The sequence below is a fragment of the Neisseria sp. HMSC03D10 genome, from assembly GCF_001807625.1.
Lineage (GTDB): Bacteria > Pseudomonadota > Gammaproteobacteria > Burkholderiales > Neisseriaceae > Neisseria > Neisseria mucosa.
Genome location: NZ_KV789498.1, coordinates 241 through 11,264 on the forward strand (window position 1 = coordinate 241; position 11,024 = coordinate 11,264).

The 11,024-nt window shown below is 52.9% G+C and carries 12 protein-coding genes; 4 read left to right on the forward strand and 8 right to left on the reverse strand.

What is annotated here, in order from left to right:
• Window positions 1-54: 54 nt before the first annotated feature.
• From HMPREF3066_RS01940 to plsY, 3 genes are all read right to left on the reverse strand, one after another.
• The gene (locus tag HMPREF3066_RS01940; protein WP_039406844.1) at window positions 55-798 is read right to left on the reverse strand and encodes an epoxyqueuosine reductase QueH; all 744 of its coding nucleotides are present in this window, start codon (window positions 796-798) and stop codon (window positions 55-57) included.
• 256 nt (window positions 799-1,054) lie between these two features.
• Window positions 1,055-2,506 (reverse strand): patatin-like phospholipase family protein, encoded by a 1,452-nt coding sequence (locus HMPREF3066_RS01945; RefSeq protein ID WP_070440101.1) that lies wholly within the window; start codon window positions 2,504-2,506, stop codon window positions 1,055-1,057.
• Window positions 2,507-2,669: 163 nt separating this feature from the next.
• Window positions 2,670-3,281, reverse strand: a complete 612-nt coding sequence (gene plsY / locus HMPREF3066_RS01950) for a glycerol-3-phosphate 1-O-acyltransferase PlsY (RefSeq protein WP_070440103.1) — start codon at window positions 3,279-3,281, stop codon at window positions 2,670-2,672.
• A gap of 56 nt (window positions 3,282-3,337) precedes the next feature.
• Here plsY and folB point away from each other — a divergent pair, with 56 nt between their 5' ends.
• Both folB and HMPREF3066_RS01960 read left to right on the forward strand, forming a co-directional pair.
• Window positions 3,338-3,688, forward strand: a complete 351-nt coding sequence (gene folB / locus HMPREF3066_RS01955; protein WP_003762738.1) for a dihydroneopterin aldolase — start codon at window positions 3,338-3,340, stop codon at window positions 3,686-3,688.
• Between the two features lie 157 nt (window positions 3,689-3,845).
• Window positions 3,846-4,379: an NUDIX hydrolase gene (locus tag HMPREF3066_RS01960; RefSeq protein WP_070440105.1), complete on the forward strand. Its 534-nt coding sequence runs from the start codon at window positions 3,846-3,848 to the stop codon at window positions 4,377-4,379.
• A 68-nt stretch (window positions 4,380-4,447) separates the two neighbouring features.
• Here the strand turns inward: HMPREF3066_RS01960 and HMPREF3066_RS01965 are convergent, their stop codons facing one another.
• Together HMPREF3066_RS01965 and HMPREF3066_RS01970 are read right to left on the reverse strand one after the other, a co-directional pair.
• Window positions 4,448-4,870 (reverse strand): YidB family protein, encoded by a 423-nt coding sequence (locus tag HMPREF3066_RS01965; protein WP_070440107.1) that lies wholly within the window; start codon window positions 4,868-4,870, stop codon window positions 4,448-4,450.
• Between the two features lie 195 nt (window positions 4,871-5,065).
• Window positions 5,066-6,049: a hypothetical protein gene (locus HMPREF3066_RS01970; protein WP_070440108.1), complete on the reverse strand. Its 984-nt coding sequence runs from the start codon at window positions 6,047-6,049 to the stop codon at window positions 5,066-5,068.
• Window positions 6,050-6,215: 166 nt separating this feature from the next.
• Between HMPREF3066_RS01970 and HMPREF3066_RS01975 the strand changes: the two genes are divergently transcribed.
• On the forward strand, window positions 6,216-7,184 hold the full coding sequence (locus HMPREF3066_RS01975; RefSeq protein WP_070440110.1) for a hypothetical protein: 969 nt from the start codon (window positions 6,216-6,218) through the stop codon (window positions 7,182-7,184).
• An 89-nt stretch (window positions 7,185-7,273) separates the two neighbouring features.
• On the opposite strand, the gene ruvX is transcribed toward HMPREF3066_RS01975, so the two are convergent.
• The 3 genes from ruvX to HMPREF3066_RS01990 are packed head-to-tail and all read right to left on the reverse strand — an operon-like array spanning window position 7,274 to window position 8,846.
• Window positions 7,274-7,741 (reverse strand): Holliday junction resolvase RuvX, encoded by a 468-nt coding sequence (gene ruvX / locus HMPREF3066_RS01980; protein ID WP_070440113.1) that lies wholly within the window; start codon window positions 7,739-7,741, stop codon window positions 7,274-7,276.
• A complete protein-coding gene (locus HMPREF3066_RS01985; protein ID WP_019271440.1) occupies window positions 7,734-8,282 on the reverse strand; it encodes a YqgE/AlgH family protein in 549 nt (182 codons plus the stop codon). Before HMPREF3066_RS01985 ends, ruvX begins: the two co-directional genes overlap by 8 nt.
• A gap of 12 nt (window positions 8,283-8,294) precedes the next feature.
• Window positions 8,295-8,846 (reverse strand): CreA family protein, encoded by a 552-nt coding sequence (locus HMPREF3066_RS01990; protein WP_003763874.1) that lies wholly within the window; start codon window positions 8,844-8,846, stop codon window positions 8,295-8,297.
• A 196-nt stretch (window positions 8,847-9,042) separates the two neighbouring features.
• Here HMPREF3066_RS01990 and HMPREF3066_RS01995 point away from each other — a divergent pair, with 196 nt between their 5' ends.
• Window positions 9,043-10,752 (forward strand): peptidoglycan DD-metalloendopeptidase family protein, encoded by a 1,710-nt coding sequence (locus tag HMPREF3066_RS01995; RefSeq protein WP_070440115.1) that lies wholly within the window; start codon window positions 9,043-9,045, stop codon window positions 10,750-10,752.
• The last annotated feature ends 272 nt before the right edge of the window (window positions 10,753-11,024 follow it).

Sequence of the window (11,024 nt, forward strand, 5' to 3'; positions counted from 1 at the left end):
AAAGGTCGTCTGAAACTTTCAGACGACCTTTTTTCATAGCAAAACCGGTATCAATTATTTGTCCACAACGATTTTGGCTGCCTGTTCGTCAGGCGAGGGTTCGTATTGTGTGGACTCGTCGCCGTAATACAGCACGCCGAGTTTGATGGGGATGCGGCCTTGCGATTTGCGGTGGGCGTTGGAGTCGCGCAGGGAGTAGGCGCAGCCGCAGTATTCTTGTTGGTAGAAGTGTTCGCGTTTGCTGATTTCGATCATGCGCGCGCTGCCGCCGCCTTTGCGCCAGTTGAAATCCCAATACACGACGTCGTCGTAAGGTGCGGCGGCGCGGTGGCCGCAGTCGTTGATTTGCGCCATGTTTTTCCAGCGGGAAATGCCCAGCGAGCTGGTGAAGACGGGGAAGCCGTTTTCGTGGGCGTATTGGGCGGCTTTTTCGAAACGCATGTCGAAACACATGGTGCAGCGGATGCCGCGTTCGGGTTCGAATTCCATGCCTTTGGCTTTGGCGAACCATTCTTTGCGGTCGTTTTCGTAGTCGTCGTCTTTGTCGATGAAGGGGATGCCGAATTTGTCGGCGAAGCGCATGTTTTCTTCTTTGCGCAACATGTATTCTTTGAGCGGGTGGATGTTGGGGTTGTAGAAGTAGATGGTGTAGTCGATGCCGCTGGCGAGCATGGCTTCCATGACTTCGCCGCTGCACGGGGCGCAGCAGGAATGCAGCAGGACTTTTTTATGGCCGCCGGGCGGGACGAGGACGGGGCGGTTGATGTCGGTAACGATGGGGCTGGTTTTGTCGTTCATGATCGGGGTGTTCCGTTTCGGTGTTTCAGACGACCTTTGGGTTTTATAGTGGATTAAATTTAAACCAGTACGGCGTTGCCTTGCCTTAGCTCAAAGAGAACGATTCTCTAAGGTGCTGAAGCACCAGGTGAATCGGTTCCGTACTATCTGTACTGTCTGCGGCTTCGTCGCCTTGTCCTGATTTAGATTTAATCCACTATAGTTTCCGTGTCTTTTTACTCCACTATATGGGTCGTCTGAAAGGGTTGTGGTGTGGTTATTGGATGGGTTTGTTTTGTTTTTTGGCTGCTTTGCCGGCTTTGGGGTCGGGTGGCGGCGGCTCGGCGAAGATGGTTTCGGGGTTGGGGTGTGCGGCAAATTCGTGCAGCAGTTTTTGGTAGTCTTGGGACTGTTTCATCAGCTCGGCTGCGGCGGTTCGCAGGTTGTCCACGTCTTCGGGCGGGAGGTAGAAGCTGGTGGGGATGTTCAACACTTTGTCGCGCAACGCGGAGGGCGGCAGGTCTTTGAGGTTGAGGCTGACAAAGGAAAAGCTGATTCCGTCGCCGTTTTGTCGGCTGGCTTCGTTGCGTTTGTCGACGAAGGCGCGGAAGCGGCGTTGGGATTCTTGGGTGTATTGGTCGATGGGGATGTTGACGATGGCGGTAACGACGTCGCGGAATCCGGGCACGGCGGCGGTTTTGTCCATATTGCTGCTGATTTGGTTTTGGGCGTTGACGCTGATGACGACGATGTGGCGCAGGTTGCGGCTGCGGATTTGTTGTTCCAACACTTTGTCGGGATACATTTCGGTCATGTCCAAGAGGCTGCGCATGCCGAGGTTGTCGGTCAGGCCGCCGTCTATCAGGTGGATGTAGGGACGGGTTTTGCTGTCGCTGTATTTGTTGAACCTGTCTTTAAACTCTTGATAGGTGGCGTTTTGCTGCTTTTGGGACTCAAGACCGGTCATTTGCAGCTGAGGCGGCAGGGTGTAGCCGCAGTTGCCGCCGTTGTTGTTGAGGGTAATCGGGGCGAACACCATGGGCACTGCGCTGGAGGCGGCAACGGCGCGGGCCAGGCGCAATCTGCCCAAGTCGATACACATGGGGTCGAAGTATTCTTGCGTGAAGTTCAGGCGTTCGCCCGCGCCCATGTCGGTGGCGGAAATGATGGCGAACGGGCCTTTGCCGTGCATTTCCAAATCGCGGAAGGTGGCTTTGCCGAAAAGGTGGTTTTCAAACTGCTCCTGCAAGAGGTCGCCGCGTCCGTATTCGGGTGAGGCGAGGCGGGGCAGGTTGGACATGGAAAAGGCTTGCTTGACGACTTGGCGTTGGAAGTTTTGGTGAAGGAAACGCTTGTAAAACATGGGGATGGTTTCTTCGCCTTTGAGCGCGAAGTAGGCAGCGAGGACGGAGCCGCCGGATACGCCGACCACCAAATCGACATTGGACATCAGCGACTTGCTTTTGCCGCCGATGGTAACTTTTTGCTGCTGAAGCTGTTCCAACACGCCGTAGCCCAGCGCCGCCGCGCGCGTGCCGCCGCCGGAGAGCATCAGGATGATGAAGGTGTCGTCTTCTTCGCGCCGAAACTGGCTGGTTTCAAAACGATAGCCTTGGTTCATATCAATTTTATTGATGGTGGCGACAGGCTGATACTTGACCAGCGAGCAGGCAGACAGCGCGGCCAAGGTAAAGGCGGTCAGGACGGTTTTGAACGGGCGTTTCGGCATGGAAGTTTGGTTGTGAAACAAAAGAGCTTGATTATAATGGATTAAATCGGTTTCCGATACTTGTCGGCAGGTTAAGGCGATGCCGCAGTGTAGATTGAAAGGTTTTCAGACGACCTTGGTTCATTCCGCAATCGGACAGGTCGTCTGAAAAATAAAATCAGGTTTAAGGCTTGTCCGCCTTGTCTCCGATTTTGCCTTCTTTGCCTTGAAGCAGGTTTTGGATATTGCTTTTATGGCGGTACAACACCAGCACGGCAATGGCAACGGTCGCCCAAGCCCAAGAAGGGTAGGGCATCAGCCAGAAGGCGACGAGCGGCGCGGCTACGGTGGCGGCGAGTGCGGCAAGTGAGGACACTTTAAAGCCGAACGCCATCACCAGCCAAATTGCCGCGCAAACCAAAGCCGTTGCAGGCGAAAGCGCCAGCAATACGCCCAAAGCCGTCGCCACGCCCTTGCCGCCTTTGAAGCCGAAAAACAGCGGCCACATATGTCCGACCAACGCGGCGACGGCAACCGCCGCTATGGTGATGTCCGACAGAGTCAAAGCATCTTGCAGGCAGAGTGCCAAAACCACCGCCACCAAACCTTTGAGCGCGTCGCCCAGCAAAGTCAGCGCCGCCGCTTTTTTCTTGCCGCTGCGTAAAACATTGGTCGCGCCGGGGTTGCCCGAGCCGTAAGTGCGCGGATCGTCCATGCCGTAATATTTGGAAACAATGACGGCAAACGACAGCGAACCGATTAAATAAGCCGCGATAACGGCGGATACATTGAACATTTCAGATGCTTTACTTAAAATGGGACGCTCATTTTATCAAAAAAACAGGCAGGCAAATGGACAAAATCTTTTTACGCGGCATGAAGGCGGACACCTTAATCGGCGTGTACGACTGGGAACGCGAACGCCCCCAAACCCTGATTTTGGACTTGGACATCGGCATTCCCGAACAAAGCGGTCAAGACGACCACATCGGCAATACCGTCCACTACGGCGAAGTCTGCGAAGCCGTCAGGGCAAGCCTTGCCGAACAAAGCTTCCTCTTGCTCGAATCATTGGCGGAACACATCGCCAAACTCATCCTCGACAATTTCGGCGCGTTGAGTGTGCGCGTCAAAATCATCAAACCCGGCATCCTGCCCGATGTCAAAGAAGTCGGCATTGAAATCGAACGCAGCAGGGTTTAAAGCAGCACAAACGGTTTAGCGAAACCCGCTTCGCTCCCTTTCAGACGAGCTTTTTCATGACTCAAGAGGTCGTCTGAAAGCGCGGCTTCAACGAAGTTAAAACCCATTCCCGATTTTCAGACGACCCCGTATCAAACTTTACAAAGAGAACACGCAAATGGATTTGAAAGAAACCAAACTCAGTAGCGAGCCGATTTACCAAGGCTCATTTGTTACCATCAACCGCGACAAAGTCCGCCTGCCCAACGGCAACGAAAGCCAGCGCATCGTCATCCGCCATCCCGGCGCGGCCTGCGTTTTGGCGGTTACCGAAGAGGGCAAAGCCGTACTCGTGCGCCAATGGCGTTACGCCGCAGACGCTGCCACGCTCGAGCTGCCCGCCGGCAAACTCGATGCAGGCGAAGACCCCGCCGAATGCGCCCTGCGCGAGCTGGCGGAAGAAACCCCGTACACCGCCGACCGCGTCAAACTCATCAGCAGCTTCTACACTGCCATCGGCTTCTGCGACGAAAAAATGTACTTTTACCAAGCAGAAGGCGTGCGCCTCGGCAGCACCTTGAGCAACGACGAAGACGAAATCACCGAAACCGTCCTGATGAGCAAGGAAGAAGCCCGCGCCGCTTTGGCAAACAACGAAATCAAAGACGGCAAAACCCTAATCGGCCTGCAATATTGGCTGATGCAGGATTGATGTGAAAAGAATGTAAAAAGGTCGTCTGAAAGAATATTTTCAGACGACCTTTTTGTTTAAAGTGCCGCTTATTTAGTGAAGTTTTTCAGTATGGCGGAGGCAATGTCGTCCAGACCGAAACCGTCGGCTTCTTGTGCCGAGCCGTTGGGTGTGGCTTTATCGACGAGGTTGGGCAGGACTTGCGCCAGCAGGTCGCCCGCCTGGTTGGCATCAATGCCGAACTTTTGCGCCACTTGGCTGATGGTGTCGCTGCCCAGCGCGTTTTGCAAATCACTGCCGGATATGGGCGCGTTGTCTTGTTGGTTGGAAATCCAGCTGTTCAATACGTCGCCCAATCCGCCTTGCTGTAACTGGTTGATCAGACTGCCCACGCCGCCTTGCTGACGTACCAAATCCATCGCCATATCGGTCAGAGAGTTTTGTGCGCCGCTACCATCTTTATCGCCCAGTGCTTGTACTGCCGCGTTCAGCAGACTGTCCATTAATGCCATGATGTTTCCTTTGTGTGAAGTGTAAAATGCCGAGTGTAACAAAATTCCGTCGTTTAATTTGCGGTTTAACTTAAATTAAACCCGACTTAGGGAGAATTGACGCGAAAACAAAAAAAGGTCGTCTGAAAGCCTGTGTTGCACTTTAAATCCGAATCCAAGGACCTTTTATTTCAAGCCGAGGCAGGAAGGTTTCGGCTATTCCCCGTCTTGGAAAATCACGTCGTTTTCAAACCGCGCCATATTGTGCAGCCCGTCGGTCAGGGCAATGCCTTTCAGTTCGTGGCGGCGAACCAAGTCCAACGCTGCTTCCTTGCCGGAAACGGGATGGCAGCCGGCAGGTCCCATGTGTTGGAAACGGTCGGTGTAAAAGAGGTATAAATAACCGTCCCGCGCATAAAGCCCGCCGTCTTTGCGGTTTATCCCGACAAAAAGCGGCTGCTCCGCCAATTGGTTCCAAACAATATACTTCACGGATTTCGCCAAATCCGCCGAATATTTTTCCACCAACCCGATCAGCAACACATTCTCCTGCGGCGTGTTGCCGGCAAAAAAGTCCAGCAATTCGTCATCTTCGACATTCGTGAACTGTGTGAACAATTCCTCCGCCCGCGCCGGCGTTACTTTATAGGGATTGGAAAAACCGACAATGGCTATCGGGTGAAATTGCAGCGGCAGCTTGGCATCGGTGCCGATGGACAACGCCTCCATCTTCTCTCTGGAAGCCGCCATGCCGTCCGCGCCGTTCACGCGCATCAACCAAGAAAGTGCGCATTCAAAATGCTCGCCGTCCTGCCCTCTGTATTCCATCAGTTGAATGCCCAGCGAGTGCGCGACACGCAAGACATTACTCAAATTGTTGAACTGGTCTGCCTTATCCAACGCGCCGACCAAACCGATACCGTCTAAAGCGCCATCCTGCTCGTCTGAAAAAGCCCGCGCCGCCTCATAGGTTTCAAACAGATATAAAACCGTCCGTCCGTCTTTCAGACGACCTATATACGGGATACCCGTTCCTTCCGACACATCCGCCTGCATGGCAGACAGCGGCACATACACTTTATCTTTCGCATAAATCGCCCGCGCCGCGCCCTCGCTTTTTTCCTGCGCGGAAAGTTTGCGCGGCTCTTGTGCCGTTTCGCCGGACGGCTTGTTACCAAAAATTTTTGACAAAATACTCATTCGGTTTTCCTTAATGTATTGGTATGCGCCCGCCTGACTGCTTTTCTGCACAACAGAACGGCGGCAAACCGGGCGCGCAAGATTTTATCACAGCCTTTTTCAGACGACTTGCATTACCCCTAAGATACCGTCCATAATAGCTTTATGCTTTAAGCTAGGAAAAACAATGACTCTCCGAACCTCTACGTTATCCCTACTCACCCTGCTTATCCTTTTCCCGACGATGGCTGCAGCGAACGACGAACCGCCCGCCGACGGCGACACTTGGTTGGACCACCGCCACAAAGGAGTTTCCAAACGCTTGGACAAATGGTCCAACCGCATCGACGACTGGTTTGGCGAACCAAATCCCGACCATCCTGCCGACGCTAACCTGCGCCTTATGCTTGATACCGAATGGAATCCTGACGACAAGTTTACCGTGACGCCCCGCGTACGGGGTCGTCTGAAACTGCCGACCTTAGAGAAAAAAGTCCATGTGGTTTTCGGTGACGACTCTTTGGACGACGAGTTGAAACACGAAGCCAACGCCTACCGCAACCGTACTAATACCAACGGCAGGATATTCGACGCATCCCAAAGCCGCGACAAAAATGCCTCCATTGCCGTACGATGGTCTGAAGCATTCGTAAAACAGCGCATCGATACCGACTTCGATATCGGTATCCGCTCCGGCAGCGACCTGTTCGCCCGCGCCAAAAGCTCGAGCAATTGGCAACTGACCGACAACATCGACACCAGCTTGGAACAAATCTACCGTTACGGCATCAAGAGCAAACACCATGTCCGTACCAACTGGGAAACGCGCTACATCCCCAGCGAAAGAAGCTTTATCGCCAATCAGGCACACCTGCAATACGAACACGATAAAACCGAAGACTGGACATGGGGCAACAGCCTCTTCCGCCAACACAACCTCGGCAAACACCGCCACGTCAACTACGGCGTGTACACCGGCGGCAATATCGAAAAACGCAAAGCCGCCCTCAATACCTACGGTCCGTTTACCACCTACCGCCAACCGATTTGGCGCAACTGGCTGTTTACCCAAACCGAAGTCAACTATTACAACAACCGCAAGGAAAACCAAAAACACCGCGTCGGTGCGCTGTTAAGGATTGAAGCCTTGTTCTGATGCGAAAAGGTCGTCTGAAAGCCTGTTGCCGGATTCAATCCCGTCAATACAGCTTTCAGACGACCTTTTTTCAAACTATCTCAAACAAATTATTCTTCCGAACCTTCTTCCCTGCCGTTGAAATACTCTACCGCGCCGCCGTCGAAAAAGCCCTGCAAAATCGCTTGCGCCGCCACTTGGTCGAGTACCGCCTTCTGTTTGCGCCCGAATACCTGCGCTTCGGCAAGCAGGCTTTCCGCATATAGCGAGGACATCCGTTCATCCACCCAATATATGGGCAGGTTGAAACGCCCGTGCAGGCGGCGGCCGAATTTGCGGCTAAGGCGGGTCAACTCGTGTTCCGTACCGTCGGCGTGGGTCGGCAGTCCGACGACCAGATGCTTGGGCTGCCATTCCCGTATCAGCTTGGCGATGGCGTTGAATTTCTCGTCGTTGCTGTTGCCGGTCACGGTCGCTAAAGGGTGAGACAGACCAAGTTCCGCATCGCCCTGAGCCACGCCGATACGCGCCTCGCCGAAATCAAACGCCAAAACCGTCCCTGCCGGTGCTTTATGCATGACCGGCCCCACAGACAAGCGCATCGGGCTGGATACCCAGCTTGGCGAATGCGGCGGCGTAGCGGTGTTCGTAAGGCATATCGAACAAAATATGCTCGTCCGCCTTCACCGTCAGCCAGACATTGTCCGCCAGCTCGCGTTCAAGCTGCCCTTTGCTCCAGCTCGAATAGCCTATGCTGATTAAAATCTTGTCCACCGCGCCCTGACGCGATAAGTTTTCAATCACATCGCGCGAAGACGTCAGCGCAATGTCGTCTGAAACAATCATACTGTTTTGCCAGTTGCCCACGGGCGTATGCACGACATAGCCGCGGTCAATCTGTACCGGCCCGCCCATCATGACGTGTTCGTGCTGCATCCGCAAAGGGATATTGCGGTCGGTTGCCGCAAAAATCATGTCCATCGTAATCGGCGACGGTTTGTTGATGATGATGCCCAACGCGCCCTCTTCGTTGTGTTCGCACACATAAATCACCGAATTTTCGAAAAACGGGTCGTCCATATCGGGCATGGCAATCAGGAAATGGTCGGTTAGGTTCATATCGCTCATCTTTTACTTGTTCGGCACAGGCGCATCCACGACGCACGCACCGTAAATCTGTTTGCCTTCCATACCGCCGGCAACTTGCTGCGCATCCGCTTTAGCACCGCCAAAGCACGACACCGCGCTCAAAGAGTTCTTCGGCGAACCCTGAACGATTTTGTCGCTGTAAACCAAATACGCAAACGCCTTACGTTTAGGATCGTAATAACGGATAATCTGCTGGCTCTTGAACGCCAAGCTCGCGCTGCGCTTAAACACTTCCCGCGGCTTGACGACGGCTTGCTCGTTGTAACGGATGACCTCCGCCGTCTGCACGCACGACACGGAAGCATCGCTCGCATCCTCCTCCAAATTCACCGTCTCTTTCAAACCGCCTTTTTTCGCATAAGAAATATAACAGGCAACCCCTTGCACATCAGGATCGTCAAAACCCTCGACTTCAATACGGTCATTTTTCCCCAGCATATGAAAAACCGTGCTGGCACGTCCGATTTTGTCGGTATCGTTACCGCAGGAAGCAAGAAGCAGGGCGCAAAGCGCAGGCAGAATGATTTTATTCATGTAAATAAGAAACCTTTGAGGGTTGAAAATAAAGAAGCTAACACCGTAGCTCCTACTATATAAGACCGCTTGTTCAGATTGCAAGCGCAGAGAAAAGCATTGTCTAGACAAATATGGGCAGATGTTATTTTCAGACGACCCCGCTGACTATATAATTCCGCCTATTGCCTTTACTTTAACGATCCAGAACCCAATCATGCGTTACAAACCTCTTTTACTCGCCCTGCTCATCGGTTTCGCTTCGCCTTCTTTCGCCGCCAAAGACGCGCCCAAGGAAAAGGCTGCGCCTGTCAAAAAAAGCGTCAAAGACAAAAAAGACGCCGAACCTGCTAAAAAAGAAGCTGCCAAAGACAAAGCGAAACCTGCCGCGAAAAAGGAAACTGCCGAAGCGGCGAAAAACGAGCGTGCCAAAGAACGCAAAAACGACAAAGAAGTTAAAAAACAAGATAAAGGCGACAAAACCAAAAAAGGCGAAGCCAAAGCAGAAGAGAAGGCAGGCAAAGCCGTTCCCGTAAAAACCGAGCCTGTAAAAGGCAAAGACAAAGCGGCAGACAAACCCGCAGCCAAAAATAATGTAAAGGCAAAAAAAGAAGCCGCCGAGTTGCCTAAAAAAGACGAAGCAGCGGAAAAACAAGACAGAAAAGCCGTCGAGAAAAAAGCGGACAAAGCCGATAAGAAAACCGCTGCCGCCGATTCAGACGACTTCAAAGCCGCAGTAACCGCCGCTGCCAATGATTTGGAAAGCAAAAAATCGCTGCGCAGCCGCAACGAAGGTTTCATCATCCACGTCAACACCACGTTGAAGCAGTTGCAGCAAAGCCGTATCAACTTATCCGCCATCAACCGCCAACAGCGCGACGCATGGGACAAGTTTCAAAAACTCAATGCTGATTTGAACCACCTGAAAACTCAGGTTTCCAACACGCGCGCGCAAATTTCCCGTTTCGTTTCAGGCAACTATAAAAACAGCCAACCCAACGCCGTTGCCCTGTTCCTGAAAAATGCCGAGCCGGGTCAGAAAACCCGCTTTCTGCGTTACACCCGCTATATCAATACTGCCAACGAGCAAGTCATCAAAGACCTTGAGAAGCAGCAAAAAGAGCTGGCAGCGCAAGAGCAGAAAATCAACAACGAGCTGGCATACCTGAAAAAACTTCAGGTCAACATCCAGTCCTCGCTGCGCCGCCAAGGTGTAACCAACACTGCCGAACAGGCGGAAAGCCGCCGCCAAAATGCGCAAATGGCAAAAGATACGCAGAAAAAAATCAACCACAAAGAAAACGAACAACGCCTGAACAACTTGTTGAAAGACTTGGACAAACACAAAGCCGAGCAACGCCGCCAGGAAGCCGAAGCGCGTAAAAAAGCCGCCGAAGCCCGTCTTGCCGCCGCTGAAAAAGCGCGCAAAGACCGCGCCGCCGCCGCGCAAAAAGCCGCCGACGAACGCGCCGCCATGTCCAACCTGACCGCAGAAGACATGAACATCCGCGCGCCTTCATATGTCAGCATCAGCAATGCCAACAGCTTCAGCCGTATGCAGGGTCGTCTGAAAAAACCGGTAAACGGCACACTTGCCGGACTCTTCGGACAAGACCGCGGCGACGGTGAAGTGTGGAAAGGCGTGTTCTACCAAACGACTCCGTCAACCGTCAGCAGCATCGCCGCCGGTACGGTTACCTACGCCGATGAACTGGAAGGTTTCGGCAAAGTCATCGTCATCGATCACGGCGACGGCTATATCAGCATTTATTCAGGTTTGAGCGAAATCGAAGTCGCCAAAGGCTACGCCGTAGCCGCAGGCAACCGCCTGGGCGTCAGCGGAACCCTGCCTTCAGGCATGGAAGGTTTGTACTTGGAAGTCCGCTACAACGGGCAGGCAATGAACCCGCTCTCCTGGATAAGCTGACCTGCAAACCGGTTTGACATTTTCAGACGACCTTTTGCCGTATCACGGGGTCGTCTGAAATTTAACAACTGAACCCGACGGCCCTATATTCAAAAGCTTTTACACCCGCGCAGATATTTTTTACGCTAACCCTGTTGTTTGCCAAGCGTAAATCGCATACAGTCTTGCGGACGTATATTCAGGTCGTCTGAAGCAATATTTCCCACACCGTTTCACAGTCATTACGGTCTGAAATGAAATAATATAGTGGATTAACAAAAATCAGGACAAGG